Below are 25836 nucleotides of genomic sequence, written 5' to 3'. Positions count from 1 at the left end.
TTCAGGCCACCTTGCCAAGCTGCTCGGCGATCCACGCCTCTACCTCCAGCGAATCCCAGCCGACCGCATGGGCGCCAGCGATGCGCCGGTTCTTCGGGAAGCGGCCATCCTTCATCAGATCGTAAATCGTGGTGCGCCCCAGGCCGGTGCGCTCCTTCACGGTCGGCAAGCGCCAGATACAGCGGGGTTGTTGAACGGCTTTGGCCATCGTCGATACCTCTAGGCATGCCCCGGTGCGGGGCGGACGATGGCTATTTGATACAGCGGGGCGAGTGATTTCGATCCGAGTTTCAGTTGTCGAAAGTTTCCGGAAACTTTAGGCTAGAAAAGCTTCCGGAAGTTTTCAGTCCGTAACAGTTTCTAGCTTGGCTAGCGTTCTGGTTGCTGTTTCGAGGAAGGCAAATGTTTCAAGCTCTGATAAGTCGCGCATGATGTCAGCCGCTAAAGGGGCAATGGTCTTACGTAGATTTGCCTCTCCGGCGTCATAGCGGCTTATAGCTGCGGACATTACGCGATCTGGAATATGTATGTTGGTTTCCATCGCCCAAATCAGTAGGTCTAGATAGGGCAGCAATCCATAACGTACCCAGCGGGCATAGAGCGGCTTGCGAAGCTTCGTAGTGACAGTTTTTTGGTTTTTTCTAGCTGCCTTTAGCCAGACCTCAAACGCCGCTTTGAGCTTTGTATCTGATGCAGATAGATCAACTTTTACAACAGCTGACGGGGGCCGGGAGTCATAAAAGTCGATCTCAATAGGTAGGTCTGTTACTTCGACTGCTGACTTTATTGAATATGTTGGATCTCCAATGGCAGCCCAGCGGGCAGCCATGCTTGGATGACACAGGCCATGTTTTTTTGCTCTTTCATCCCTATGCGCCTGCATTCTCAGATCAAATGTGCGAATGCTTTTTACGGGCATAAATTCAAGTTCTAGATCGGCGGAATCAAATTTCATAATTCCAATGGGATTTTGTCGCACGTACTCGGCGTGCCTTTTAAACATAGAAGTCTCTGCTTCTCCTATTTTGCTTGGGTTAGATTTATACCTCTGGCCAATGTTAAATAATTGGCTCCGTCTAGATAGTTCATAGTGCCATTCAGGCGCACCGAACGATTCAGCTTCTTGGTATTTCTCCAAGTTGAACCACTCTGGCAGCTCTTCCACTCGGTCAATCTTCGCCATATCACGCCCTCCCAGGCGCTCCCACTTCTTGAATAGATCGGCTGGTCAGGCGGGTGGGAAGTCCGCTTTTCGGGGGCGACCCTAGGCCAGCCGGTAACTCGATCAGGCGCGTTTGAAGTCGCCTTGAATGACGTTTTCCGCTGGCGGTGTGGTGATGAACTTCGCCCATTCGGCCATCAGGGCGCGGCGCTTCTCGATGAAGTCCGACCGGGAATAGGCGCCCTCGGTCTGGTCGCGCTCATCGTGGGCGAGCGCCAGCTCGCAGACCTCCCGCGGGTAGTGGGTGCGCTCGTTTGCCCAGTCGCGGAAGCTCGACCGGAAGCCGTGGCGGGTCACGTCGTCGTGCCCGAGGCCATGCAGTAGATTGCGGATCGCGTTGGCGTGCATGACGCCGGACTTGCCCTGGCCGGGGAACAGATAGGGGCTGTCGTCGATTCGCGGGATGTTCTCCAGCAGCTCGACCACTTCCGGGGCGAGGGGAATGGCGAATGCCTGGCGCATCTTCATTCGCTCGGCAGGCAGCGACCAGACGCCGGCCTCTAGGTCGAACTCCGACCAGGCGGCGAAGCGGACCATGTGCGATCTGGCGCCGGTCAGGATCAGCAGGCGGGCCGCTGCGGCGGTGTGGCTGTCGATCCCGGCAAGCGCGGTCATCAGTGCCGGCACATCGCGCCACGCCATCGCGGTGAAGTGCTGGCGCTGGCGGGCCTTGCGCTTCTCGGTCTTGCCCAGCAGGTTTGCCAAGTGCCCACGCCAGCGGGCCGGGTTGTCGCCATCGCGCAGGCGGCGGGACTTGGCCGCGTCCAATACCTGTTCGATCTGTCCGCGCACCTCGTCGGCGGTGCGAGTCTTCTCCGTCCAGATGGGGCGCAGCACGCGCAGGACGTGTTCCGTTTCGATGTCGCAGGTCGGCATCCTGCCGACGACGGGAAAGGCGTACAGCTCCAGCTTTCGCAGCCAGCCGGCCCGCCACTTCTCCGACCAGGACGAACCATGCGCCTGCCAATACTCGGTGGCCAGCGCATCGAAGGTGACTTTGCGCGCCTCCTTGACCCGCTGTTCCTCCCGCTGGCGCTCGCGTTCGGCATCGCGGGCGGCCATCGGATCGGTGCCGGCAGCCAGCAGCTTACGTTGATCCCCAGCGGCCAGGCGGGCGTCCTTCAAGCCCACCTCAGGGTAGCTACCCAATCCCATCTCGCGGCGCCTGCCGTTGATCTGGAAACGCAGTACCCACGACTTGCTCCCGGTGGCCTTCACGATCAGGCGCAGGCCGTCACCGTCTTCGTAGGTGCCCGGCTCCGTCAGGTTCTCGACTTGCTTCGGGTTCAGCTTGCCCATGCTCCACTCCACAGGTGGGGGAACGAATTCTGTTCCCCCATTTGTTCCCCCACTTTTTCGCGGAAAGCGACAGTGAAGATCGGACGATTACGGACGGATGATAGGCTGGAACCCGCATGCTAGCTAGGGTTCGCGGAAAAGCTCGAATTGCTGCGGAAATGAAAAAAGCCGGCTTGTGGCCGGCTTTTCCAAGGGGAGGCTGGCTTACTTCTGGTAAGCCGCGACCGCCTTGAGAATCTCGGCGCGAGCCGCTTCGGCGTCGCCCCAGCTTTCCACCTTCACCCACTTGCCCTTTTCGAGGTCCTTGTAGTTCTCGAAGAAGTGCTTGATCTGCTCCAGCAGCAGCGCCGGCAGGTCGGTGTATTCCTTCACGTCCTGGTAGAGGACGGTCAGCTTGTCGTGCGGTACGGCGATCAGCTTGGCGTCGCCGCCGCCTTCGTCGGTCATGTGCAGCACGCCGACCGGACGGGCGCGGATCACCGAGCCGGGGGCGACCGGGTAGGGGGTCACCACCAGCACGTCCAGCGGGTCGCCGTCGTCGGCCAGGGTGTTGGGGATGTAGCCGTAGTTGGCCGGGTAGAACATCGGAGTCGCCATGAAGCGGTCGACGAACAGGCAGTCGCTGTCCTTGTCGATCTCGTACTTGATGGGCGCGTGATTGGCCGGGATCTCGATCGCGACGTAGATGTCGTTCGGCAGGTCTTTGCCCGCGGGGATCTTGCTGTAGCTCATGGATTGACTCTCAGGGAAGGCCAAAAAGTGGCCGGGATTATAGGTAGATTTCCGTGCGCTTGCCATGACGGCCGGCTCAGCCCTTGGTTGCAGGCTCGGCCGCCGCGCGGTACTGGGGATCTTCGACCTGCAGGCGGCGCAATCGTGCCAGCGGGTCCTGGCGGTAGAAGGTCGCCAATTGGTCATAGACCGCCGGGTAGGCCTCGACGAGCAGGTCGGGGGCGCTGAAGAAGTACTCGCTGGTCACTGCGAAGAATTCCGCCGGGTCCTCGGCGGCGTAGGGATCGATCGGCGTCTCGGCGTCCGGGTCGGCCTCCAGGCGGGCGTCGAGGTCGTCGTAGGCGGCCTGCAGGGCGGCGGCCCAGTCCTGCACGCGCATGTCGGCGTGCAGCGGCGGCAGGCCGTTGGCCTCGCCGTTGAGCATGTCCAGCTTGTGCGCCAGCTCGTGGATCGCCAGGTTGTAGCCGTCCCACTCGCCGCTGGCCGCGATGCCCGGCCAGGCGAGGATCACCGGCCCCTGGTGCCAGGCCTCGCCGCTGCGCTCGGCGTCCCATTCGTGGACCACCCCGGTGGCGTCGCGGTGCTTCTGCGGGCTGAGGAAGTCGTCGGGGTACAGCACCAGTTCGTGGAAGCCCCGGTACCAGTCGAACTCCGGCAGGTTGAGCAGCGGCAGCTCGGCCTGGGCGGCCAGGCGCAGGCGGGCGAAGCCATCCAGCTCGACCCCCGGCAGCGCGGTGAGCCGCTTGGCGTGCAGGAAGAGCACGCAGCGCTCGAGCAGCCGCCCAGTCTCCTCGGCGCTCAGGCCGTCGAGGATCGGCAGGCTGCCCAGGACCTGGCGCCAGAGTTCGGCATCGACCGGGAAGCGGGCGAGGATGCGCCGGCGGCGCCAGGCGCGGAAGGACCACATCGGCAGAGGCTCCAGAACACGGAGGGCTCACCTTAAGGGCGCCGTGATCCAGGAGCAAGGCCTGCGCCGGCTGGCGCAGGCCGGAGGTTCAGGCGGCGAGGTCGAGGACGATGCGGCCTTCGATCTGCCCCTTGTGCATGCGGGCGAAGATGTCGTTGATGTTTTCCAAAGGCTCGCTGGCGACCGTGGCCCGCACCTTGCCCTGGCCGGCGAAGTCCAGCGCTTCCTGCAGGTCCAGGCGGGCGCCGACGATGGAGCCGCGCACCGTGGTGCCGTTGAGCACCATGTCGAAGATCGACAGGCTGAACTCGCCGGGCGGCAGGCCGTTGAGGGCGACGGTGCCGCCGCGGCGGGTCATGCCCAGGGCCTGCTCGAAGGCCTTCGGCGAGACGGCGGTGACCAGCACGCCGTGCATGCCGCCGATTTCCTGCTGCAGGAAGGCCGCCGGGTCCTGCTGGCGGGCATTGACGGTGAGGCTGGCGCCAAGCCGCCGGGCGAACTCCAGCTTGGCGTCGTCGACGTCCACGGCGGCGACGTTCAGGCCCATGGCCCGGGCGTACTGCACGGCCATGTGGCCGAGGCCGCCGACGCCGGAGATCGCCACCCACTGGCCGGGACGGGTGTCGGTCATCTTCAGGCCCTTGTAGACGGTCACCCCGGCGCAGAGGATGGGGGCGATCTCGATGAAGTCGGCGTTGTCCGGCAGGCGGCCAGCGTATTCGGCCTCGGCCAGGGCGTATTCGGCGAAGCCGCCGTTCACCGAGTAGCCGGTGTTGCTCTGCGCGTGGCAGAGGGTTTCCCAGCCGCCCAGGCAGTGCTCGCAGTGGCCGCAGGCGGAGTGCAGCCAGGGAATGCCGACCCGGTCGCCTTCCTTGATGTGGCTGACGCCGGCGCCCACGGCGACGACCTGGCCGACGCCTTCGTGGCCGGGAATGAAGGGGGGATTGGGTTTGACCGGCCAGTCGCCTTCGGCGGCGTGCAGGTCGGTGTGGCAGACGCCGCAGGCGGCGATCTTCACCAGCAGTTGCCCGGGGCCGGGGGTGGGCACCGGTACTTCGCGAATCTCCAGCGGCTTGCCGAACGCGACGACAACGGCAGCCTTCATCGTCTTGGCCATGGTGGTGGCCCTCGTGGAGCGGATGGGTGACCCAATCAGTAAATGCCGGATCGGGCTGGCTCGCCAGGGCAGCGGACGGAGTGCGGAGGGGGGCGAAAAAGTTGCCCCCCGCCACCAGAGGGGTGACCGTGGCGGGGAGCACAGTGACGGTGAGTCCGTGGGCGCCCGGGCCGGCCGGAGCGGGGCGGCCGGCCTGGGCGATCCGCGCGCCTTAGAAGGCGTTGCGGAAGATTTCCTCGATCTGCTGCTGGTCGGCCGGGCGCGGGTTGGTCAGGCCGCAGGCGTCCTTCAGGGCGTTGGCCGCCAGGACCGGGATGTCGTCGGCCTTGGCACCCAGCTCGCCGAGGCCGCCCGGGATGCCGATGTCCTTGGACAGGGTGCGGATCGCCGCGAGGGCGGCCTGGGCACCCTGTTCGGCGCTCATGCCCTGGACGTCGACGCCCATGGACTTGGCGACGTCGCGCAGGCGGTCCGGACAGACGCTGGCGTTGAAGCTTTCCACGTGCGGCAGCAGGACCGCGTTGCAGACGCCGTGGGGCAGGTCGTAGAAGCCGCCCAGCTGGTGCGCCATGGCGTGCACGTAGCCGAGGGAGGCGTTGTTGAAGGCCATGCCGGCGAGGAACTGGGCATAGGCCATGTTCTCGCGGGCGGTCATGTCGCTGCCGTTGGCCACTGCGTTGCGCAGGTTGGCGGAGATCAGCTCGACGGCCTTCAGGGCGCAGGCGTCGGTGATCGGCGTGGCGGCGGTGGAGACGTAGGCCTCGACCGCGTGGGTCAGGGCGTCCATGCCGGTGGCGGCGGTCAGGCCCTTGGGCATGGCGGCCATCAGCGAGGGGTCGTTGACCGACAGCAGCGGGGTGACGTTGCGGTCGACGATGGCCATTTTCACGTGGCGGGTTTCGTCGGTGATGATGCAGAAGCGGGTCATCTCGCTGGCGGTGCCGGCGGTGGTGTTGATGGCGACCAGCGGCAGCTGCGGGCGGGCCGAGCGGTCGACGCCCTCGTACTCGCTGATGTGGCCGCCGTTGGCGGCGCACAGGGCGATGCCCTTGGCGCAGTCGTGGGGCGAGCCGCCGCCCAGGGAGATGACGAAGTCGCAGCCGCTGCTCTTGAGCAGGGTCAGGCCGTTTTCGACGTTGCTGACGGTGGGGTTCGGCTTGGCGCCGTCATAGAGAACGGAGTCGATATCCTGCTGGGCCAGCAACTGGGAAACCCTGTCGGCCACGCCGGCTTTCGCCAGGCCGGCATCGGTGACGATCAGCGCCTTGCGGAAACCGTGGTTCTTGATTGCGCCCATGGCCTCGTCGAGGCTGCCGATGCCCATCATGTTCACTGCAGGGATGAAGAAGGTGCTGCTCATGAGGATTTCCTCTCTGTTGTTGTCTTGTTTTTAAGGCGACCTTGCACACCAGGCGGCCGCGCCGGACCTTCCCGATGCCCGCGCGGGTCGCGCACGCGGGCACTGGCGGGGAGGTGCGGCCATCGACCAGGTTTTTATCGTGATTCGGGCGAGGGTTCGCCCTGACCGTCTCGATTCAATCCCGTCCCCTGCCCGTGAAGGGCCGGGGACGGGGGCAGTGCATCAGAAGAAGCCCAGCGGGTTGATGTCGTAGCTGACCAGCAGGTTCTTGGTCTGCTGGTAGTGGTCGAGCATCATCTTGTGGGTTTCGCGGCCGACGCCGGACTTCTTGTAGCCACCGAAGGCGGCGTGCGCCGGGTACAGGTGGTAGCAGTTGGTCCATACGCGGCCGGCCTGGATCCCGCGGCCCATGCGGTAGGCGCGGTTGATGTCGCGGGTCCAGACACCGGCGCCCAGGCCGAACTCGGTGTCGTTGGCGATGGCCAGGGCTTCGGCTTCGTTCTTGAAGGTGGTGACGCCGACCACCGGGCCGAAGATCTCCTCCTGGAACACGCGCATCTGGTTGTGGCCCTTGAGCAGGGTCGGCTGGATGTAGTAGCCGTTGGCCAGGCTGCCTTCCAGACGCTCGGCGGCGCCGCCGGTCAGCACCTCGGCGCCCTCGCTGCGGGCGATCTCCAGGTAGGAGAGGATCTTCTCGAACTGCTGGCTGGAGGCCTGGGCGCCGACCATGGTCTCGGTGTCCAGCGGATGGCCGCGCTTGATCTGGCTGATCTTCTTCATCACGACCTTCATGAAGTCGTCGTAGATGGATTCCTGGATCAGCGCGCGCGACGGGCAGGTGCACACCTCGCCCTGGTTGAAGAAGGCCAGCACCAGGCCTTCAGCGGCCTTCTCGATGAAGGCCGGCTCGGCCTGCATGATGTCCTCGAAGAAGATGTTCGGCGACTTGCCGCCCAGCTCGACGGTGCTCGGGATGATGTTTTCGGCGGCGCACTTGAGGATGTGCGCGCCCACCGGGGTGGAGCCGGTGAAGGCGATCTTGGCGATGCGCTTGCTGGTCGCCAGCGCTTCGCCGGCCTCGCGGCCGAAGCCGTGGACGACGTTCAGCACGCCCGGGGGCAGCAGGTCGCCGATCAGTTCGAGCAGCACGGTGATCGACAGCGGGGTCTGCTCGGCGGGCTTGAGCACGATGCAGTTGCCGGCGGCCAGGGCCGGGGCCAGCTTCCAGGCGGCCATCAGCAGCGGGAAGTTCCACGGGATGATCTGGCCGACCACGCCCAGCGGCTCGTGGAAGTGGTAGGCGACGGTGTTCTCGTTGATCTCGCCGGCGCTGCCTTCCTGGGCGCGGATGCAGCCGGCGTAGTAGCGGAAGTGGTCGGCGGACAGCGGCACGTCGGCGTTCAGGGTCTCGCGGACCGGCTTGCCGTTGTCCCAGGTTTCGGTGACGGCCAGCACTTCCAGGTTCTGCTCGATGCGGTCGGCGATCTTCAGCAGGACGGCGGCGCGTTCCTGCACCGAGGTGCGGCCCCAGGCGCCGGCGGCGGCGTGGGCGGCATCCAGGGCCTTCTCGATGTCCTCGGCGGTGGAGCGGGGGAATTCGGCGAATTCCTCGCCGGTGACCGGCGAGCTGTTGGTGAAGTACTGACCTTTCACCGGGGACACGAACTGGCCGCCGATATAGTTGCCATAGCGGACCTTGTAGGAAACGATGGCGCCTTCACTGCCGGGATGGGCATACCGCATGGAGGATTCTCCTGATTCTTGTGGTTCTTGGATTTTCTGGGGAGTGCGCAAGAGCACGTCTGCAAAGGAATATAGCAAGGGGTGGGCCAAGTCACCGCAACCCCAGTAGCTGCGCGGATTTGCCGCGCTTTGCCGGGCCTGCGCCGGGGTGTTCTGTGGCATGGCTGGAACAGGGGCGTGACATTTTGTCCCGCAAGCTTGACAGTGACACTCGAGTCCGGACGTGACGCCATTGCAAAGCCGCCACGGCTGGACGATGCTGTGCGGTCACTACGGGAGCTGCCCGCCGATCAACGCGGAGACAACAATGACAATGCAAGCGAACCGCATGCTGCGCCACGCCCAACAGGTGCGGACCCTGGCCGAGGGAAGGGCCATCGGACCGGCCAACGATCCCTCCATCGCCCGTTCCTGGCTGCGCTGCCTGGAGCAGCACCGGCTGGACCCGTCGCTGCCGCTGACGACCAGCGTGCTGGAGCACGCCCATCTGCTGGAGCGCCGCGAACGCCTGCAGCAGGTGCTGGAGATCGCCAGCGGCGAGATGAACAGCCTTCACCTGCAGCTGGCCGGCAGCGCCCATGCGGTGCTGTTGACCGACGCCCGCGGGGTGATCCTCAACCGCGTCAGCGCCGCCGCCGAACAGTCGACCTTCGAGCACGCCGGGCTGTGGCTGGGCGCCGACTGGAGCGAGGCCTGCGAGGGCACCAACGGCATCGGCACCTGCCTGGTCGAGCGCCAGCCGCTGACCATCCAGCAGGAGGAGCACTTCCGCAGCTGCCACACCGGCCTGACCTGCTCGGCCAGCCCGGTGTTCGATCCGCACGGCGAACTGCTCGCGGTGCTCGACGTGTCCTCGCTGCAGGGCAACGTGTCGCGGCAGAGCCAGTTCCACACCATGGCGCTGGTCAACCTCTCGGCCAAGGTGATCGAAAGCTGCTATTTCCTGCGCCGCTTCGAGAACGAGTGGCTGCTGCGCTTCCATCTGCAGGCCGAATACGTCGGGCTGTTCAGCGAGGGGCTGCTGGCCTTCGACGGCGAGGGGCGGGTGCTGGCGGTCAACCAGACCGCCATCAACCTGCTCGGCGGCAGCCGCCGCGAGCTGCTCGGCCAGTCGGTCGAGGCCCTCTTCGCCAGCCGCCTGGACGACCTGCTGGCGCTGGCCAGCGAGCAGCCGAACGCCAGCTGGCCGCTGCGCACCCAGGACGGGCGGATGCTCTTTGCCCTGCTGCGCGGGCGGCCGCGCCGTCCGGTGAGCGCGGTGGCGGTGGAGGGCACCGCTGTGCCCGCGGTGCCAGCGAGCATCTGCTTGGGCGATCTCAATCTGCAGCAGGCCTTCCGCCGCGCGCTGCGGGTGGTCGAGCGCGACGTGCCGCTGTTGCTGCACGGCGAGACCGGCTCGGGCAAGGAGGCCTTCGCCAAGGCCGTGCACCAGGCCGGCCGCCGCGCCGAGCGGCCGTTCGTTGCGCTGAACTGCGCGGCGATCCCGGAGAACCTGATCGAGAGCGAGCTGTTCGGCTACCGCGGCGGCAGCTTCACCGGCGCGCGCAAGGAAGGCATGCGCGGCAAGCTGCAGCAGGCCGACGGCGGCACCCTGTTCCTCGACGAGATCGGCGATATGCCGCTGGCCCTGCAGACCCGCCTGCTGCGCGTGCTCGACGAGCGCCAGGTGGTGCCGATCGGCGGCGAGCCGGAGCCGGTGGACGTGCGGGTGATCAGCGCCACCCACCGCGACCTGCGCGAGCGGGTCGCCGCCGGGCTGTTCCGCGAGGATCTGTTCTACCGCCTGGACGGTCTGGCGGTGACCCTGCCGCCGCTGCGCGAGCGGACCGACAAGGGCGAACTGATCGACCACCTGCTCGAGCGCGAGGCGCGCGGCGAGGCGATCCGCCTCGAGCCGGCGGCGCGCCAGGCCCTGCTCGGCTATGCCTGGCCGGGCAACGTGCGCCAGCTGCGCAGCGTGCTGCGCGCCCAGGCGGCGCTCTGCGAGGACGGCCTGATCCGTCTGGCCGACCTGCCGGCGGAGTTGCGCCTGGCCCCGGTGCTGCCGGCGCCGGCGCCGCTGGAGGCCAGCGGCCTGCTGGAGCAGGCCGAGCGCGACGCCCTGCTGGCCACCCTCGATGCCAATCACTGGCACGTGAGCCGTACCGCCGAGCAGCTCGGGATCAGCCGCAACACCCTCTACCGCAAGCTGCAGCGCCACGGCATCCGCCGCGAAGGCGACTGACCCAGTGCGCGCGGCAAGCCTCGCCCTTCAGGGCGGGGAAGGATAGCGCGGGATGCGAAGCGGCCCTATATTTATGTCTGTACGGATAGCCAGCATCCCCATGCTTAGACGCCAAGCCTTCAAGTTCCGCATCGAGCCGACCGGCGAGCAGCAGCGCCAGATGCGCCGCTTCGCTGGCTCGTGCCGGTTCGTGTTCAACAAGGCACTGGCGCTGGCGCTGCAGAAGGAGCGATACGAGCACGGCGAGAAGAAGCTCGGCTACACCGGGCTGTGCAAGCGCCTCACCGAGTGGCGCAACGGTACGGAAACGCCGTGGCTCAAGGACGCCCCGACCCACCCGCTGCAACAGATGCTCAAGGACCTGGAGCAGGCCTACGCCAACTTCTTCGCCCAGCGGGCCGACTTTCCGCGCTTCAAGAAGAAAGGCCAGGGCGACAGCTTCCGCTATCCCGACCCGAACCAGATCAAGCTCGACCAGGCCAACGGCCGCCTCTTCCTGCCCAAGCTCGGCTGGCTGCGCTATCGCAACAGCCGCGAGGTGCTGGGCGAGGTGAGGCAGGTCACAGTGTCGGCCAGCTGCGGCAAGTGGTTCGTGTCGATCCAGACCGAGCGCGAGGTTGCGCAACCCATCCCGAACGGTGGCGCGGTCGGCATCGACCTGGGGGTGGTGCGCTTCGCCACGCTCTGGGATGGCCACAAGGAAACCGTGCTGGAACCGCTGGGCAGTTTCGCCCGGCACCAGCAGCGGCTGGCCAGGGCACAGCGGCAGATGGCCCGCAAGACCAAGTTCGGCCGCAACTGGCTCAAGGCCAAGGCTCGGGTCCGGCGTATCCACCGCCAGATCGTCAACGCCCGCCAGGACTACCTGCACAAAGCGTCACACGCCATCAGCAAAAGCCACGCGCTGGCGTGTGTCGAAGACCTGCAGGTCAGCAACATGAGCCGGTCGGCCAAGGGCAGCGCCGAGCAACCAGGGCGCAATGTCCGGCAGAAAACCGGGCTCAACCGCTCGATCCTGGACCAGGGCTGGGGCGAGTTTCGCCGCCAGCTCGACTACAAGGCTCAGTGGGCCGGTGGCTGGCTGGTGGCCGTGCCGCCCCAGCACACCAGCCAGCAGTGCCCCGAGTGCGGACATACTGACGCCGACAATCGCCAGACCCAATCGTTGTTTCTCTGTGTGGCCTGCGGCCACAGCGAGAACGCCGACCGGGTTGCGGCAAGGAACATCCGTGAGCGCGGATTGAAAACGCTCGAAGGGCAGGACGATGCCCGGTTCGCCTGTGAGGTGAGCGGTGCGGTAATGCCGCCAGCAGCAGGAACCCACCGAGGTGAGTCGGCCCTGTTGGGCTGAACATGGTAGGAATCCCCGCCCTTCCAGCTTGGCTGCGAGCGAAGCGAGAGGGCGGGGAGGATGTCAATGAGGCAGGCCTCGCCGCAGCGCCCAGCCGCCTGCTGCGGCGCCGGGCGCTGTGCTAACCTGCCGCGCATCGCTTTTCAGGCCAGGATTCATTCATGCACATCCACATACTCGGCATCTGCGGCACTTTCATGGGCTCGCTGGCCGTCCTGGCGAAGGAGCTGGGCCATCGCGTCACCGGCTCCGACGCCAACGTCTACCCGCCCATGAGCACCCAGCTGGAGGCCCAGGGCATCGAGCTCCTGCAGGGCTACTCTGCCGAGCATCTGCAGCCTGCGCCGGACCTGGTGGTGATCGGCAACGCCCTGTCGCGCGGCAACCCGGCGGTGGAGCACGTGCTGAACCAGGGCCTGCCCTATGTTTCCGGTCCGCAGTGGCTGGCCGACCATGTGCTGCAGGGCCGCTGGGTGCTGGCGGTGGCCGGCACCCACGGCAAGACCACCACCAGCAGCATGCTGGCCTGGGTGCTGGAGCACGCCGGGATGAGCCCGGGTTTCCTGATCGGCGGGGTGCCGCAGAACTTCGCCGTCTCGGCGCGCCTGGGCGGCACGCCGTTCTTCGTGGTCGAGGCCGACGAATACGACAGCGCCTTCTTCGACAAGCGCTCGAAGTTCGTCCACTACCGGCCGCGGACCGCCATCCTCAACAACCTGGAGTTCGACCACGCGGACATCTTCCCGGACCTCGCGGCGATCGAGCGGCAGTTCCACCACCTGGTGCGGACCATTCCCAGCCAGGGGCTGATCATCCACCCGACCACCGAGCAGGCCATCGAGCGGGTGCTGGCCATGGGCCGCTGGACGCCGGTGCAGACCACCGGGGAAGGCGGCCAGTGGCAGGCGCGCCTGCTGGCCGAGGACGGCTCGCGCTTCGAGGTGCTGTTCGAGGGTGCCCTGCAGGGCGTGGTCGACTGGGAGCTGACGGGGCGGCACAACGTCGCCAACGCGCTGGCCGCCTTGGCCGCAGCGCGCCATGTGGGCGTGCTGGCGGAGCAGGGCATCGCCGCGCTGGGTTCGTTCCTGAGCGTCAAGCGGCGGATGGAGAAGGTCGCCGAAGTGAGGGGCGTGACGATCTACGACGACTTCGCCCATCACCCGACGGCCATCGCCACCACCCTCGACGGGCTGCGCAAGCGGGTCGGCGAGGCGCCGATCATCGCGGTGATCGAGCCGCGCTCCAACTCCATGAAGCTCGGTGCCCACCGCGACGGCCTGCCGGAGTCGGTGGCCCAGGCCGACCAAGTGGTCTGGTACGCGCCGCCGAACCTCGGCTGGGACCTGGCCGCGACCGCCGCCGCCTGCCCGGTGCCGGCGGTGGTCTGCGACTCGCTGGAGGCGATCATCGCGCGGGTCGCGAGCCAGGCGGCGCCCGGCACCCAGGTGGTGATCATGAGCAACGGCGGTTTCGGCGGCCTGCACGGCAAGCTGGCCAAGGCCCTGGAGGACTGAGCATGGCCGGACCGCAACGCGTCACCCTGGCGATGACCGGCGCCTCCGGCGCCCAGTACGGCCTGCGCCTGCTCGACTGCCTGGTACAGGAGGAGCGCGAGGTGCATTTCCTGATCTCCAAGGCCGCGCAGCTGGTGATCGCCACCGAGACCGACGTCACCCTGCCGGCCAAGCCGCAGGCCATGCAGGCCTTCCTCAGCGAGTACACCGGCGCGGCGCCGGGGCAGATCCGCGTGTTCGGCCAGGAGGACTGGCTGGCGCCGCCGGCCTCCGGCTCCAGTGCGCCGAGCGCCATGGTGGTGGTGCCCTGTTCCACCGGAAGCCTGTCGGCGATCGCCAGCGGCGCCTGCAACAACCTGATCGAGCGTGCCGCCGACGTGGCCCTCAAGGAGCGCCGCCAACTGATCCTGGTGCCGCGCGAGGCGCCGTACTCGACCATCCACCTGGAGAACATGCTCAAGCTGTCGAACCTCGGCGCGATCATCCTGCCGGCCTCGCCGGGCTTCTACCACCAGCCGCAGAGCCTCGACGACCTGGTCGACTTCGTGGTGGCGCGCATCCTCAACCTGCTGGAGATCCCCCAGGACATGCTGCCGCGCTGGGGCGAGCACTATCGGGCCAGCGGCGAGGAATAGCCTGTGGCTCTGCCTCGGGCCGCCGGCCTGTAGCCTGGCACTTTCTGCACCGTACCCCGCGATAACCGCGCCATATCGACAACGCCCCCGGCCGGTTCGCCGGCGTGCCGCGTCGCCGGTGGATTGTGCCCGTGGATGCGCGGGACGGCCCATTTGCCGCCAAAACCACCCCGCAAGAGCCGTTTCGCATAGTTCCCGTCGCGCCGTCGTGGCTTTCGGGAGAGCAATTAGCCATTGGTTTGTCGGTGAATGTGAAAAATTTGTTAAGATCCCGGCGGGTCAGGGAGGATCTGAAAAAGCCTGTTTTCGCGACTTATAAGACCTATAAACAGCCAACTCCGTGAGCGAGCGGCTTTCCGCGCGTGCCTTTGGGGTGAAAGGGGGTTTTTTCAGGGTTTCCTCAAGGAATCTTGTCGCGAATCTCAGCCGAAGTTTTCCCCATGACCAATATGCATAGCGAAGAGGCGTCAATTCAGAAGGGAAAGGGCCTGTTCAAGGCAGATGTTGTCGTCAGCCCCTTTGAGGACCGGATGGTCGTCAGAAAGGACTACAGCAGATACAGGAACACCCTGCTGTCGCCCATAGCCAGTTTCATCATCGGGAGAGAGACCAAGCTTCTGCAGCGGGTCAGGGATATCCCGTGCTGCCCGGATCTCGTCAGGGTGGACGACAAGTTCAGCTTCACGATGGAGTACATTGACGGGAAGAACGTCAGGGAGTCGGTCAGGGACGGAGCCCGGATCAGGTTTCACGACATCCTGAAGGCGATCAACATGCTGCACCGCAACGACATCATTCACAACGATCTGCGCGGGGCGAACATCCTTGTTGACCGGCAGGGCGGGATTTTCATCGTCGATTTCGCCTCGGCCATCGTCATTCCAAGGCCGTTGCGCTTTCTCAAGACGCGGCTGCGCTGCCTCGATCTTGCCAGCGCTCTCAAGATCAAGAAGAAGCTATTGAACCAGCCGCTCACCGAGAAGGAACTCAAGATAATGAGCGGGCGCAAGTGGTTGAAAGCGGTGCAGTACGTCTGGAAGCAGCAGATTCTCAGACTGTTCGGCCGCAGATAGGCATGCGCCGGGGGCGGAGCCGTGCTCTACAATCCATGTGGCTGCAGGCGGAGCGTCCTGCATGGCAGCCATCCACCTGGAGCAATGGCCATTGGCTTCGACAACTCTCCCGCGCATGTCTCGTCGAATCGCTGCGGGAGTCCTGCTGGTTTCGCTGGAGCTGCTCGCCGGCTGCGCCACCTTCCGTACCCTGAACGCCGGCAAGCCCGACACGCCGCTCGTCTACTCCGGCACCCGTCTGGACTGGTACGCGATGCACGGCGGCTGCTGCCCGCTCGACCGCTTCGGCGCCGAGCCGCCGCGCTATCCTGCCGTCGACCTGCCGGCCAGCGTCCTGCTCGACACCCTGTTCCTGCCCTTCACCCTGGCCGCCGAACTGGGGGTGGCGCTGAACGTGTCCGGCGGCCTCTGAGCCTGACGGATGCTCAGGCCATCTCCACCCGGTTCCGCCCGGCGTGCTTGGCCTGGTAGAGGGCGGCATCGGCGCGCTTGAGAACCTCCTCGACGCTGGCGGCGCTGTCCGGCCAGTGCGCCACGCCGGCCGAGACGGTGACGCTCGGGCACTCTTCGCAGCAGGTGCCGCCCATCCTGGCACGGACCCGCTCGGCGACCTGGCGGGCGGCCTCCAGGTTGGCGCCCGGCAGGAGCATGACGAATTCCTCGCCGCCGCTGCGGCAGAGCAGGTCGCTGGCGCGCGAGCAGTCGCTCATCTGCTGGGCGAGATGCTGCAGCACGCGGTCGCCGAATTCGTGGCCGTGGTTGTCGTTGACCTGCTTGAAATGATCGATGTCGAGGGCGATGGCCGCGAAGGGTTGCTGTTGTTCCTGCCAGCGCTCCAGTTGCGCCTGCAGGCAGCGGCGGTTGCCCAGCCCGGTCAGCGGGTCGGTGAGGCTTTCCTGGCTGAGCCTGCCGAGGCGCTGATGGATCAGCGCCAGGCTGGCGAGTATCGCGCGCTTGAGCTGGTCGGCCTCGAAATACCAGGCGCGGATGCGGCGCACCTGCTCCGGCGAGGCCTCGGTTTCCCATTGCTGGGCGCTTTTCGCCAGTTGCCAGAGCGGTCGCGAGATCAGCTGCGACAACCACCAGATGCCGGCCAGGGACAGCAGCAGCAGCGGCAGGGACAGGCGCAGGATGTTCAGCATCAGGCCGTCCAGCTCCTGCAGGGCGAGGTCCAGGGGGCGCTGGGCGACGATGCCCCAGCCGGTCGCCGCCACCGGCGCGAAGCCGGCGAGCATCTCGACGCCCCGGGAGTTGGTTAGCGCCAGGGTGCCTTCCTCGCCGCGGATCAGCCGCTCGACCACCGGGTTGCCGGTGGCGATCTCGCCGACCCGCTCCTGGTCCTGGTGGTAGATCAGCCGGCGATTGCGGTCGATTACGTAGAGATAGGAGCCATCCTGATAGAAGTGCTCGCCGAGCAGGCTGTGCAGGATGTTCTCGTGCTGCAGGTAGATGCTGCCGCCGACGTAGCCGAGATAGCTGCCGTCGCTGGCGAAGATCGGCTGCGAGACGAACACCACCAGCCTGTTCGTGGCGCTGACATAGGGATCGCTGATCAGCGGGCGGCGCTTGTCCAGGGCCTCCCGCGCGCCGGCGCTGTCGAGCGTCTGGCCGAGCAGGCCGAGGCTCTCGGGCGAGGCGGCCAGCACCTTGCCGTCATGGCGGACCACGAAGGCCGAGTTGAAGTGGCGGCTCTGGCGGGTCAGGCGTTCGGTTTCGCCGGCCAGCCGTTCCGGCTGGCTCATCCGCTCCGCCAGCAGGCCGGCGCTGTAGGCCAGCTGCTGGTGCATGCTGCCGAGCAGCTGTTCGGCGCTCTGGCGCAGCTTGGCGGCATAGACGCGGTTGGACTCCAGGGTGTGGTCGATCAGCAGGTCGCGCTGGGTCCGGTAGCTGGCATGGAAGCTGTTGAAGAAGCTGAACAGGGCGACCGCCAGGCTGAGCAGGAGAATCAGGCGGCGAAGGTCGAGCCGGGTGTGGATACGCATGGACATGTCTGGCAAGGGACGGCCATCCCCCTTCCGTGCGGGGCGGGCATCGATTCCTGGACGCGTCATGGAGTCCCTGCCATGCCGCCGGCTTCATAGCATATGGCCGTTATCGGTTCGGGCCATAATGCAAAGGTCAGAGACGTCGTCCGGCTTGCCCGCTTTCCGCCCGCTGCGCAGATAATGCGCGGGCGAGGCTCGCGGGAGGCGGGCGGATATTCATCGGAGGCATAGTGAAGCAACAGGCGCAGTTTCATATCGGCTACTGGTTCATCGCCGTGCTGGGGTTCGTGCTCATCCAGAGCCTGCTGACCGAGCAGCAGCAGGTGGCGCAAATTCCCTACAGCGAGTTCGAGCAGTACCTGAAGGAGGGCAGGGTCGAGGAGCTGGCGATCACCGAGCGGCAGATCGAGGGCACGCTCAAGGAGCCGCTGCCCGGCGGCCAGACCCGCTTCGCCGCCACCCGCATCGAGCCGCGGCTGGCCGAGCACCTGCAGCAGTACCCGGTGCGCTACGCCGGCAAGATCGAGAGCACCCTGCTGCGCGACCTGCTGTCCTGGACCCTGCCGGCGCTGATCTTCTTCAGCCTCTGGCTGTTCCTGCTCAAGCGTATCGGCGGCGGCCTCGGCGGCGGCATGATGCAGATCGGCAAGAGCAAGGCGAAGGTCTACGTCGAGACCGACATGAAGGTGACCTTCGCCGACGTGGCCGGGGTCGACGAGGCCAAGGACGAGCTCAAGGAGATCGTCGACTTCCTCAAGGACCCGAAGACCTACGGCCGCCTCGGCGGGCGCATGCCCAAGGGCGTGCTGCTGGTCGGCCCGCCGGGCACCGGCAAGACCCTGCTGGCGCGGGCGGTGGCCGGCGAGGCGAAGGTGCCGTTCTTCTCGATCTCCGGCTCCGAGTTCGTCGAGATGTTCGTCGGCGTCGGCGCAGCAAGGGTTCGCGACCTGTTCGAGCAGGCGCGGGCACAGGCCCCGGCGATCATTTTCATCGACGAGCTGGACGCTCTCGGCCGCGCCCGCGGCGTCGGCCCGCTGGGCGGTGGCCATGACGAGAAGGAGCAGACCCTCAACCAGCTGCTGGTGGAGCTGGACGGCTTCGACACCTCCACCGGGCTGGTCCTGCTGGCCGCCACCAACCGTCCGGAAATCCTCGATCCGGCGCTGCTGCGTGCCGGCCGCTTCGACCGCCAGGTGCTGGTCGACCGGCCGGACAAGGCCGGGCGCGTGCAGATCCTCCAGGTACACCTGAAGCGGGCGCAGCTGGCGGCCGACGTCGATCCGCAGCAGATCGCCGCGCTGACCCCCGGCTTCACCGGTGCCGACCTGGCCAACCTGGTCAACGAGGCGGCCCTGCTCGCCACCCGCCGGCGTGCCGAGGCGGTGACCATGGACGATTTCACCGCCGCCGTGGAGCGCATCGTCGCCGGCCTGGAAAAGCGCAACCGCCTGCTCAACCCGAAGGAGCGGGAGATCGTCGCCCACCACGAGATGGGCCATGCGCTGGTGGCCATGGCTCTGCCGGGGATGGACGTGGTGCACAAGGTGTCGATCATCCCGCGTGGCATGGGCGCGCTCGGCTACACCATCCAGCGGCCCACCGAGGACCGCTTCCTGATGACCCGCGACGAGCTGGAGAACAAGATGGCGGTGCTGCTCGGCGGCCGTGCCGCCGAGTGGGTCATCTACTCCCACTTCTCCACCGGCGCCGCCGACGACCTGGCCAAGGTCACCGACATCGCCCGCGCCATGGTCACCCGCTACGGCATGTCGGAACGCCTCGGCCACGTCACCCTGGAGCGCGAGCAGCACAGCTACCTGGGCGTCGAGCAGCTGTACGGCCTGCCGGCCCGCCACGAATACGGCGAGACCACCGCGACCGCCATCGACGCCGAGGTGCAGGCGATCGTCGAGCGCGCCTTCCAGCGCACCGTGGCCCTGCTCGAGGAGCGCCGCGAACTGCTCGAGCGCAGCGCCCGGCGCCTGCTGGAGGAGGAAACCCTCGATGCCGAGCAGCTGTCCGCCCTGGTCGGGGAGGCGCAGGAGAATCCCGTCGAATCATCCGGAGCGACGCCACAATGAGCGAGGAACACGACGACTCCCGCCCGCTGCCGCCCGAGCCGCCCCAGGAGGGCGAGTGCTGCGAGGATGGCTGCGGCGAGGCCTGTGTCTGGGAGCAATACCACGAGGCCCGCGCCGAATACGCCAGGATGCTGGCCGAGTGGCAGGCGCGCCAGCCCCAGGATGCGGTGAAGTAGCGAGTCTTTAGCGCCCCAGTCGGTGCAGTTCCTCCGCCTCGACGACGCGCACCCCGTCCTCTTCCTCCAGGGCCAGGCGCCAGAGGGCGCGGGCCAGGGTGCAGGGGTCGATGGCGCGGTAGTGGCTGGGGGTCAGGCGCAGCAGCGGGTCGCTCAGCTGGTCGAGCAGGCGCAGTTCGCGGCGCGGGCCGAGCAGCTGGGTCGGCCGGGCGAGGGTCAGCTGCGGCCAGTCCTGGGCCTTGAGGCCTTCCTCCATTTCACCCTTGACCCGGCAATAGAAGCGCGACGAGTGCGGGTCGGCGCACTGCGCGCTGATCACCAGCAGGTGGCGGGCGCCCAGTTCGCGGGCGCGGCGGCCGAAGGCCAGGACCAGATCGTGGTCGATGGCGCGGAAGGCTTCCTGGCTGCCGGCCTGTTCGGCGCTGCTGCCGAGGCAGCAGAAGGCGGTGTCGAGCGGCCCGCTCAGGCGTGGCAGCAGGTCGGCCAGCGGGCCCTGGGGGTTTTCCAGGCGCGGATGCTCGGCCAGCGCCTGCCGGGTGGGGGCCAGCACCCGGGCGATGGTCGGTTCGGTAAGCAGGCGATCGAGCAGGTGCTCGCCGGCCAGGCCGGTGGCGCCGGCGAGCAGGATGTGCTGGGGCGTCAGGTACATGGGGCGATCCTCGCGCAAGGTGATCGAGCGGTCGGCTGGCGCAAGCGCGCTCCGTGCAGCGGCCAGTCGAGGGTCTGTTGACGTTTTGGCGTGAGCCGCGTTGCCGCGTCAAATGCCGCCAGGCAAGGCGCGAGGCGCCGGCAATGGCATTCCCTTGCCAAGCCCCGCAACGCCGCATGGCGGCATTTGCCGCGCAACCCGAAGGGACGGGGCCCGTCTGGCGCAGCACGGCGTCGCTCGTCGTTCATTTGGAATGACCAAACTTCTCTCCTCGCTCCTTGTTCTGCGCCAAACGGGCCGCCGTCGCGGCCTACGCCAAAACGTCAACAGACCCTACCGTTTCGCTTGTTGTTATGAGTTGTAGTGTGGCCCAAAGCCCTTGTTCCTGCCCGCTGGCCTTTGCCAGCCGGTCGGGTAGGCTGTCGCGCTTTATGGCGAGCCGCTGTGCCTGCCTATAATGGGCCCTTTCCCGTCCGTCTGTCCCGGCGCGCGCCCTGGCGTCGGGGTTTTTTCAGGCAGGCGGCTCGACCGCGGAGGTTCATATGTTGTTGCGAGGCCTCACCTGGCTGGTGCTGTTCCAGTTGCTTGGCACGGCCATCCAGGCGCTCTGCCTGCCCATGCTGCCGGGGCCGATCATCGGCCTGCTGCTGCTGTTCGTCTATCTGGTCTGGCGCGGCGAGGTGAGCGCGCCGGTCCAGGAGGCGGCCACCACGCTGCTGCGCTATCTGCCGCTGCTGCTGGTGCCGCCGGCGGTGGGGCTGATGGCCTATGTCGATGCCATCGCCGCCGACTTCTGGGCCATCGCCGGGGCGCTGCTGCTGTCCCTGCTGGTGTCGCTGGCCTTCGTCGGCTGGCTGATGCAGCGGCTGATCGAGCGCCAGGCGCGTCGGGAGGAGGAGGCATGAGCTTCGACTGGCAGGGGGCCTGGCAGGCGCTGGTGCAGCATCCGCTGTTCGCCTTCGGCATCACCCTCGGCGCCTACCAGCTGGCGGTGGCCGCCTACGAGAAGACCCGCTGGGTGTTCCTGCAGCCGGTGCTGGTGTCGATGCTGCTGGTGATCGGCGTGCTGCTGCTCTGCGGGGTGGATTACGCCGCCTATCGCGACGGCGCGAGGATTCTCACGGTGTTCCTCGGCCCGGCCACGGTGGCGCTGGCCGTGCCGCTGTTTCTCAACCTGAAGCGCATTCGCCTGCTGTTCTGGCCGGTGGTGGCGACCCTGCTGGTCGGCGGCCTGCTCACCACCCTGCTGGGCATCGGGCTGGCCTGGCTGTTCGGCACCGAGCGGCTGATGCTGATGACCCTGGCGCCGAAGTCGGTCACCTCGCCGATCGCCATGCTGGTGTCCGAGCAGATCGGCGGGGTGGCCGGCCTGGCGGCGGTGTTCGTACTCATCACCGGCATCCTCGGCGCGGTGTTCGGCCCCGCGCTGCTGCGCCGCTGCGGGGTGCGCCATCCGGCCGCGCTGGGCATCGCCCTGGGCCTGACCTCCCACGCGGTAGGCACCTCGCGGGCGCTGCAGGAGGGCGAGGAATGCGGCGCCTTCGCTGCCCTGGGGATGAGTCTGATGGGGGTGTTCACCGCGATCCTGCTACCCCTGAGCGTGGCCATGGTCGTCTGAGGAGGCGCGATGGACTTTCCGCTGTTTCCCCTGAATACCGTGCTGTTTCCCGGCTGCCGGCTGGATCTGTCGATCTTCGAGGCGCGTTATCTGGACATGCTCAGTCGCTGCCTGCGCCAGGGCACGGGCTTCGGCGTGGTGTGCATCCTCGAGGGCGAGGAGGTCGGCGAGGCGGCCAGCCGCTTCGCCGCGCTCGGCTGCGAGGCGCTGATCCGCGACTGGCAGCAGCGCCCCGACGGGGTGCTGGAAGTCCGCGTCGAGGGCGCCCGGCGTTTTCGCGTCAATCGCGCCGAGGTGCGGCGCGACCAGCTGACCGTCGCCGAGGTGGACTGGCTGCACGAGGTCCAGGCGGCGCCGCTGGCCGCCGGGCACGCCGAACTGGCCGCCCTGCTGCAGGCGCTGGCGGAGCATCCGCTGATCGAGGCGCTGGGCATGGGCGGCACGCCGGCGGATCAGCAGGCGCTGGCCAACCAGCTGAGCTACCTGCTGCCGTTCGAGGCCGAGGAGAAGCTGAAACTGTTGGCGATGGGCGATCCGGCGCGCCGCCTGGAGCACATCCAGCACCTGCTGGAGCGCCTGCAGGGCGAGGCGCCGGCCTGAGTCGGCCGCGGGCTCCAGGTCCGGGCGGCTCTGCGAAGAGGCTCGCTCAGAGCTGGTAGATCGTCGCCTGCCAGGGCTGCAGCGAGACGCTTGCGGCGCCGGGCTGCAGCGGCTGCTGCGCGGCGCCGTTGTCCAGCAGCGTGGTGGCGATCTTCAGCCCCGCCGGCAGGTCGTAGGCGACCGTCTCGCGGGTGAAGTTGATCAGCACCAGATAGCGCTTGTCGTCGAGCGTGCGCGTATAGGCGAAGACCTTGGGGTTGGCCGGATCGAGATCCCGGAATTCGCCATGGATGAGCGCGGGGATCTGGCGGCGCACCTCCATCAGGCGGCGATGATGGTGGTAGACCGAGCCGGCGTCGTCGACCTGAGCCGTCGCATTGATCTGCGCATAGTTCGGATTGACCGCCAGCCAGGGCGTGCCGGTGGTGAAGCCACCGTTCGGCGCCGCGCTCCACTGCATCGGGGTGCGGGCGTTGTCGCGGCTGGTCTGGCGCAGGTGGGACAGGTATTCCTCCGCCGACACCTTGCCGCTTTCCACGAAGTCGTGCCATTGACCCTTCACTTCGACGTCGTCGTAGTCCTCGATGCCGTGGAAGGGATAGTTGGTCATGCCCAGTTCGTCACCCTGGTAGAGGAAGGGCGTGGCGCGCTGGGTGAGCATCATGGTCGCCAGCGCCTTGGCCGAGACGGCGCGCCATTCGGGACTGTCGTCGCCGAAATGGGAGACGGTGCGGGGATTGTCGTGGTTGGTCAGGAAACTGGTGTTCCAGCCATGGCTGCCGCCCGTGCGGTCGATCTGCGCATAGGCCGCCTTGAGCTCGGGCAGCGTCCAGTCCTTCTTGCGCCAGCCGTCGCGATCGAGCCGGACCAGATCGAAATGGAAGATCATGTCGAGTTCGCGGCGGCGCGCGTCGGTGAACAGTGGCGCCTGCTCGAAGCTGATGCCGAAGGCCTCGCCGACCGTCATGGCGTCGTAGCGGGACAGGACCTCGCGGTTCATCTCCTGGAGATACTGGTGGACGCGCGGGCCGTTCGCGTAGACGAATTCGGGATGGGCAAGGTTTTCCGCGGGCAGGTCGGGCAGGCCGTCCGGCTTGGAGATGAAGGGGATCACGTCCATGCGGAAGCCGGACACGCCCTTGTCCAGCCAGAAGCGCATGATGTCGTAGACCTCGGCGCGGACCTTGGGATTTTCCCAGTTCAGGTCGGGCTGTTTCCGGGCGAAGTAGTGGAGATAGTACTGCCCGGTGGCCTCGTCCTTCTTCCAGGCCGAGCCGCCGAAGAACGACGGGTAGTTGTTCGGTGCTCCGCCGTCCCTGCCGTCGCGCCAGATGTAGTAGTCGCGATAGGGGTTGTCCTTCGACTGGCGGCTCTCGACGAACCAGCGATGCTCGTCGCTGCTGTGGTTGACCACCAGGTCGATGATCAGACGCATGCCGCGCCTCTTCATCTCGGCGAGCATGCGGTCGAAGTCGTCCATGTTGCCGAATTCGCTCATTACCTTGCGGTAATCGCGGATGTCGTAGCCATTGTCGGCGTTGGGCGAGTCGAAATGCGGGCTCAGCCAGATCGTGTCGACGCCCAGCGTCTTCAGGTAGTCCAGCTTCGCCGTGATGCCGTTCAGATCGCCGATGCCGTCGCCGTTCGTGTCGTTGAACGAGCGCGGATAGATCTGGTAGACGACCGCCTCCTTCCACCAGGGCGCGCCGGGACGGGCGGCCGGGGTTTGCGGAGCGTCTTCTTTCGCCGTGTCGCTGCCTGTGCTCGGGGTGCTCATTGCCGTTTGACATATGGCCAGAGTGCCGATCATGACGCTCAACAGCGTTTTGCGAAAGCTTGCCTTCTGCATGAAATTTTCCTTTTCCGGGCTTGGGTTCTTGTTGTTCGGTGCTTCCCGCTTGCGGCCGGGGCCGTGGCGGAGCAGACAGGGGAAGTCGCCTCGTCGACTTCCCTGTTTTTCAGAGGGTATACCTTGGACTTTCTTTAGGTAAAACGATTCAGCATGCTGGTATCGGAATGCCGTTGCGTTCGGGCGCCGGGCCGTTGCCCTGGCGCCCGGCCCGAAGTGGCGAAGAGTGCAGGATCTCGGGGGTAAGGCTGCCGTTCAGCGGTAGCGGTACAGCGCCAGGGCTTCCGGCAGCGCCCAGCTGGCGGCGCCGCCCAGCAGCGCCAGGCACAGCGGCACGATCAGCCACCAGACCCGTGCGCTCAGTGCCTCCAGCGGCTGGCGGTATTGCACCAGGGCCAGGCTGGCGGCGCAGAAGCCACCGGCGAGCAGGCCGCCGGCGATGATGTCGGTCGGCCAGTGCACGCCCAGGTAGACCCGCGACAGGGCGATGGCGATTGCCGGCAGGCAGGCGAGCAGCAGCCAGGTCAGGCGCATCCGCGGCGTCTGGCCGCGGCTGGCGAGGATGCCCAGGGTGAGGAAGAAGGCGAAGGCCGCCGAGCTGTGTCCGCTGGGCAGGCTGTAGCTGTGCAGCGGCTCGAGGAGAACCTCCGGACGGCCGCGGGCGAACAGCGCCTTCAGGCCGCCGTTGGCCAGGGCCGTGCCGAGCAGGGCCAGGCCGGCGAACAGCGCCGCGCGCCATTGTCGCAGGGCCAGCAGCAGCAGGCCGAGCAGCGCGCCGGCGTACAGCTGGGTGTTGAAGTCGCCCAGGCGGGTGATCAGTACCATCACCTGGTCCAGGCTGGCGTGGCGCTGCTCCTGGATCAGCGTCAGCAGCCCCTGGTCGAGTTCGTGCAACCGGCTCCAGCCCAGCAGCAGGGCGCCGAGCGCCGCCAGGCAGAGGCCGGCGGCCAGCGGCGTGGCCCAGCGCTGGCGGCGCAGGCTGGTCTGCACGATCAGGCCGAGGACCAGCGCCAGCCCCGCCGCCATCACCCCGGCGTCGCTCCAGAAGCCCTCCGGCAGCGGCAGGCGCAAAGCGGCGCCGGTGGCCCAGCCGGGCAGCAGGTAGGCCACCGCCCAGCCGGCGGCGGCCAGCAGGCTGACGGCGATGAAGCGCGGCAGCGGCATGTCGAGCATGCCGGCGATCATCGGCAGCATCGGCCGCAGCGGGCCGATGTAGCGGCCGACCAGCAGGCTGACGATGCCGTAGCGCTGGAAATACACCTCGGCGCCGACCAGCCATTCCGGATGATGGCGCAGGATGGGCAGGCGCCGGATGCCCTGGTGGAAATGCCGGCCCAGGGCATAGGAGATCGCGTCGCCGAGCAGCCCGCCGGCATAGCCCAGCAGCAGGGTCTGGCCGAGGGTCAGGGCGCCGCTGCCGGCCATCGCGGCGACCGCGAACATCAGCACGGTGCCGGGAACGATGATGCCGAGTATCGCCAGGCATTCGACGCAGGCGATCAGGAAGATGGCCAGTCCCAGCCATTCGGGGTGAGAGGTCAGCCAGCCGGTCAGGCTGTCGAGCCATGCGCTCATCGGGCGGCGCTCCTTGTCGTGGGCCTGTGAGGGATGGGATGGTTCCGGGCCGGCCGCGCGGGCCGTATCGCCAAGCGGCGCATGATAGCAGCCGCCGCTGGCGGCACGGAGGCCTGTTCCGGGCGC

Annotated in this window: 23 protein-coding genes; 11 read left to right on the top strand and 12 right to left on the bottom strand. The window is 67.0% G+C overall.

The window, feature by feature from the left end; all coding sequences use genetic code 11:
* Position 1 precedes the first annotated feature (1 nt).
* The 8 genes from ACG10_RS17635 to exaC form a co-directional block, all read right to left on the bottom strand.
* Complete coding sequence (locus tag ACG10_RS17635) at positions 2–208, bottom strand: helix-turn-helix transcriptional regulator (RefSeq protein ID WP_089169214.1); 207 nt, start codon at positions 206–208, stop codon at positions 2–4.
* 135 nt (positions 209–343) lie between these two features.
* Entirely contained in the window at positions 344–1183 is an 840-nt protein-coding gene (locus tag ACG10_RS23845) for a DUF6387 family protein (protein WP_157731478.1), read from the bottom strand.
* Positions 1184–1285: 102 nt separating this feature from the next.
* Entirely contained in the window at positions 1286–2521 is a 1236-nt protein-coding gene (locus tag ACG10_RS17630; RefSeq protein WP_089169213.1) for a tyrosine-type recombinase/integrase, read from the bottom strand.
* A 204-nt stretch (positions 2522–2725) separates the two neighbouring features.
* On the bottom strand, positions 2726–3253 hold the full coding sequence (gene ppa, locus ACG10_RS17625; RefSeq protein WP_039805937.1) for an inorganic diphosphatase: 528 nt from the start codon (positions 3251–3253) through the stop codon (positions 2726–2728).
* 76 nt (positions 3254–3329) lie between these two features.
* Positions 3330–4160, bottom strand: a complete 831-nt coding sequence (locus ACG10_RS17620; protein WP_039805936.1) for a M90 family metallopeptidase — start codon at positions 4158–4160, stop codon at positions 3330–3332.
* A gap of 88 nt (positions 4161–4248) precedes the next feature.
* Positions 4249–5277, bottom strand: coding sequence for an alcohol dehydrogenase AdhP (gene adhP, locus ACG10_RS17615; RefSeq protein ID WP_089169212.1), 1029 nt, complete (start codon positions 5275–5277; stop codon positions 4249–4251).
* A 211-nt stretch (positions 5278–5488) separates the two neighbouring features.
* Complete coding sequence (yiaY, locus tag ACG10_RS17610; RefSeq protein ID WP_089169211.1) at positions 5489–6637, bottom strand: L-threonine dehydrogenase; 1149 nt, start codon at positions 6635–6637, stop codon at positions 5489–5491.
* Positions 6638–6859: 222 nt separating this feature from the next.
* A complete protein-coding gene (gene exaC / locus ACG10_RS17600; protein ID WP_089169210.1) occupies positions 6860–8380 on the bottom strand; it encodes an acetaldehyde dehydrogenase ExaC in 1521 nt (506 codons plus the stop codon).
* A gap of 313 nt (positions 8381–8693) precedes the next feature.
* On the opposite strand from exaC, the gene ACG10_RS17595 reads away from it, so the two are divergent.
* The 6 genes from ACG10_RS17595 to ACG10_RS17570 all read left to right on the top strand — a co-directional run bounded on the left by ACG10_RS17595 (position 8694) and on the right by ACG10_RS17570 (position 15589).
* Entirely contained in the window at positions 8694–10604 is a 1911-nt protein-coding gene (locus ACG10_RS17595) for a sigma-54-dependent Fis family transcriptional regulator (RefSeq protein ID WP_193388230.1), read from the top strand.
* Between the two features lie 100 nt (positions 10605–10704).
* Positions 10705–11955 carry an RNA-guided endonuclease InsQ/TnpB family protein gene (locus tag ACG10_RS17590; protein WP_089169209.1) on the top strand — a complete coding sequence of 417 codons (1251 nt, stop codon included), beginning with the start codon at positions 10705–10707 and terminating at the stop codon, positions 11953–11955.
* 161 nt (positions 11956–12116) lie between these two features.
* Positions 12117–13469, top strand: a complete 1353-nt coding sequence (gene mpl, locus ACG10_RS17585) for a UDP-N-acetylmuramate:L-alanyl-gamma-D-glutamyl-meso-diaminopimelate ligase (protein WP_089169208.1) — start codon at positions 12117–12119, stop codon at positions 13467–13469.
* 2 nt (positions 13470–13471) lie between these two features.
* Complete coding sequence (gene ubiX / locus ACG10_RS17580) at positions 13472–14104, top strand: flavin prenyltransferase UbiX (protein ID WP_039805930.1); 633 nt, start codon at positions 13472–13474, stop codon at positions 14102–14104.
* Positions 14105–14544: 440 nt separating this feature from the next.
* Positions 14545–15177 carry a protein kinase domain-containing protein gene (locus ACG10_RS17575; RefSeq protein ID WP_089169207.1) on the top strand — a complete coding sequence of 211 codons (633 nt, stop codon included), beginning with the start codon at positions 14545–14547 and terminating at the stop codon, positions 15175–15177.
* A 115-nt stretch (positions 15178–15292) separates the two neighbouring features.
* Positions 15293–15589 (top strand): YceK/YidQ family lipoprotein, encoded by a 297-nt coding sequence (locus tag ACG10_RS17570; RefSeq protein WP_039805928.1) that lies wholly within the window; start codon positions 15293–15295, stop codon positions 15587–15589.
* Positions 15590–15602: 13 nt separating this feature from the next.
* On the opposite strand, the gene ACG10_RS17565 is transcribed toward ACG10_RS17570, so the two are convergent.
* On the bottom strand, positions 15603–17159 hold the full coding sequence (locus tag ACG10_RS17565) for a sensor domain-containing diguanylate cyclase (protein ID WP_089169933.1): 1557 nt from the start codon (positions 17157–17159) through the stop codon (positions 15603–15605).
* Positions 17160–17392: 233 nt separating this feature from the next.
* Here ACG10_RS17565 and ftsH point away from each other — a divergent pair, with 233 nt between their 5' ends.
* Positions 17393–19243, top strand: a complete 1851-nt coding sequence (gene ftsH / locus ACG10_RS17560) for an ATP-dependent zinc metalloprotease FtsH (protein WP_089169206.1) — start codon at positions 17393–17395, stop codon at positions 19241–19243.
* Positions 19240–19419: an oxidoreductase-like domain-containing protein gene (locus ACG10_RS17555; protein WP_232487137.1), complete on the top strand. Its 180-nt coding sequence runs from the start codon at positions 19240–19242 to the stop codon at positions 19417–19419. Before ftsH ends, ACG10_RS17555 begins: the two co-directional genes overlap by 4 nt.
* A gap of 7 nt (positions 19420–19426) precedes the next feature.
* Here the strand turns inward: ACG10_RS17555 and ACG10_RS17550 are convergent, their stop codons facing one another.
* On the bottom strand, positions 19427–20068 hold the full coding sequence (locus tag ACG10_RS17550) for a Rossmann-fold NAD(P)-binding domain-containing protein (protein ID WP_089169205.1): 642 nt from the start codon (positions 20066–20068) through the stop codon (positions 19427–19429).
* A 542-nt stretch (positions 20069–20610) separates the two neighbouring features.
* Between ACG10_RS17550 and ACG10_RS17545 the strand changes: the two genes are divergently transcribed.
* The 3 genes from ACG10_RS17545 to ACG10_RS17535 are packed head-to-tail and all read left to right on the top strand — an operon-like array spanning position 20611 to position 22286.
* The gene (locus tag ACG10_RS17545) at positions 20611–20973 is read left to right on the top strand and encodes a CidA/LrgA family protein (protein WP_089169204.1); all 363 of its coding nucleotides are present in this window, start codon (positions 20611–20613) and stop codon (positions 20971–20973) included.
* Positions 20970–21686, top strand: a complete 717-nt coding sequence (locus ACG10_RS17540) for an LrgB family protein (protein ID WP_089169203.1) — start codon at positions 20970–20972, stop codon at positions 21684–21686. Before ACG10_RS17545 ends, ACG10_RS17540 begins: the two co-directional genes overlap by 4 nt.
* 9 nt (positions 21687–21695) lie before the next feature.
* Complete coding sequence (locus ACG10_RS17535) at positions 21696–22286, top strand: LON peptidase substrate-binding domain-containing protein (RefSeq protein ID WP_089169202.1); 591 nt, start codon at positions 21696–21698, stop codon at positions 22284–22286.
* Positions 22287–22332: 46 nt separating this feature from the next.
* Here ACG10_RS17535 and ACG10_RS17530 read toward each other — a convergent pair whose 3' ends face one another.
* Entirely contained in the window at positions 22333–24135 is a 1803-nt protein-coding gene (locus ACG10_RS17530; protein ID WP_089169201.1) for an alpha,alpha-phosphotrehalase, read from the bottom strand.
* Between the two features lie 255 nt (positions 24136–24390).
* Complete coding sequence (locus ACG10_RS17525) at positions 24391–25710, bottom strand: bifunctional DedA family/phosphatase PAP2 family protein (RefSeq protein WP_089169200.1); 1320 nt, start codon at positions 25708–25710, stop codon at positions 24391–24393.
* Positions 25711–25836 lie beyond the last annotated feature (126 nt).

It is taken from the genome of Azotobacter chroococcum (assembly GCF_002220155.1).
Classification (GTDB): domain Bacteria; phylum Pseudomonadota; class Gammaproteobacteria; order Pseudomonadales; family Pseudomonadaceae; genus Azotobacter; species Azotobacter chroococcum.
This window is presented reverse-complemented; position numbering and strand designations above follow the sequence as displayed.

What these genes read in the sequence shown, in the direction of transcription:
- ACG10_RS23845 (WP_157731478.1), bottom strand. Translation starts at nt 1,183, where the DNA reads ATGGCGAAGATTGACCGAGTGGAAGAGCTGCCAGAGTGGTTCAACTTG.
- ACG10_RS17530 (WP_089169201.1), bottom strand. Translation starts at nt 24,135, where the DNA reads ATGCAGAAGGCAAGCTTTCGCAAAACGCTGTTGAGCGTCATGATCGGC.
- ACG10_RS17635 (WP_089169214.1), bottom strand. Translation starts at nt 208, where the DNA reads ATGGCCAAAGCCGTTCAACAACCCCGCTGTATCTGGCGCTTGCCGACC.
- ACG10_RS17535 (WP_089169202.1), top strand. Translation starts at nt 21,696, where the DNA reads ATGGACTTTCCGCTGTTTCCCCTGAATACCGTGCTGTTTCCCGGCTGC.
- ACG10_RS17540 (WP_089169203.1), top strand. Translation starts at nt 20,970, where the DNA reads ATGAGCTTCGACTGGCAGGGGGCCTGGCAGGCGCTGGTGCAGCATCCG.
- ACG10_RS17550 (WP_089169205.1), bottom strand. Translation starts at nt 20,068, where the DNA reads ATGTACCTGACGCCCCAGCACATCCTGCTCGCCGGCGCCACCGGCCTG.
- mpl (WP_089169208.1), top strand. Translation starts at nt 12,117, where the DNA reads ATGCACATCCACATACTCGGCATCTGCGGCACTTTCATGGGCTCGCTG.
- ACG10_RS17565 (WP_089169933.1), bottom strand. Translation starts at nt 17,159, where the DNA reads ATGCGTATCCACACCCGGCTCGACCTTCGCCGCCTGATTCTCCTGCTC.
- exaC (WP_089169210.1), bottom strand. Translation starts at nt 8,380, where the DNA reads ATGCGGTATGCCCATCCCGGCAGTGAAGGCGCCATCGTTTCCTACAAG.
- ACG10_RS17555 (WP_232487137.1), top strand. Translation starts at nt 19,240, where the DNA reads ATGAGCGAGGAACACGACGACTCCCGCCCGCTGCCGCCCGAGCCGCCC.
- ppa (WP_039805937.1), bottom strand. Translation starts at nt 3,253, where the DNA reads ATGAGCTACAGCAAGATCCCCGCGGGCAAAGACCTGCCGAACGACATC.
- ACG10_RS17590 (WP_089169209.1), top strand. Translation starts at nt 10,705, where the DNA reads ATGCTTAGACGCCAAGCCTTCAAGTTCCGCATCGAGCCGACCGGCGAG.
- yiaY (WP_089169211.1), bottom strand. Translation starts at nt 6,637, where the DNA reads ATGAGCAGCACCTTCTTCATCCCTGCAGTGAACATGATGGGCATCGGC.
- ACG10_RS17595 (WP_193388230.1), top strand. Translation starts at nt 8,694, where the DNA reads ATGCAAGCGAACCGCATGCTGCGCCACGCCCAACAGGTGCGGACCCTG.
- ACG10_RS17575 (WP_089169207.1), top strand. Translation starts at nt 14,545, where the DNA reads ATGACCAATATGCATAGCGAAGAGGCGTCAATTCAGAAGGGAAAGGGC.
- ACG10_RS17545 (WP_089169204.1), top strand. Translation starts at nt 20,611, where the DNA reads ATGTTGTTGCGAGGCCTCACCTGGCTGGTGCTGTTCCAGTTGCTTGGC.
- ACG10_RS17620 (WP_039805936.1), bottom strand. Translation starts at nt 4,160, where the DNA reads ATGTGGTCCTTCCGCGCCTGGCGCCGCCGGCGCATCCTCGCCCGCTTC.
- ACG10_RS17525 (WP_089169200.1), bottom strand. Translation starts at nt 25,710, where the DNA reads ATGAGCGCATGGCTCGACAGCCTGACCGGCTGGCTGACCTCTCACCCC.
- ACG10_RS17570 (WP_039805928.1), top strand. Translation starts at nt 15,293, where the DNA reads ATGTCTCGTCGAATCGCTGCGGGAGTCCTGCTGGTTTCGCTGGAGCTG.
- adhP (WP_089169212.1), bottom strand. Translation starts at nt 5,277, where the DNA reads ATGGCCAAGACGATGAAGGCTGCCGTTGTCGTCGCGTTCGGCAAGCCG.
- ACG10_RS17630 (WP_089169213.1), bottom strand. Translation starts at nt 2,521, where the DNA reads ATGGGCAAGCTGAACCCGAAGCAAGTCGAGAACCTGACGGAGCCGGGC.
- ubiX (WP_039805930.1), top strand. Translation starts at nt 13,472, where the DNA reads ATGGCCGGACCGCAACGCGTCACCCTGGCGATGACCGGCGCCTCCGGC.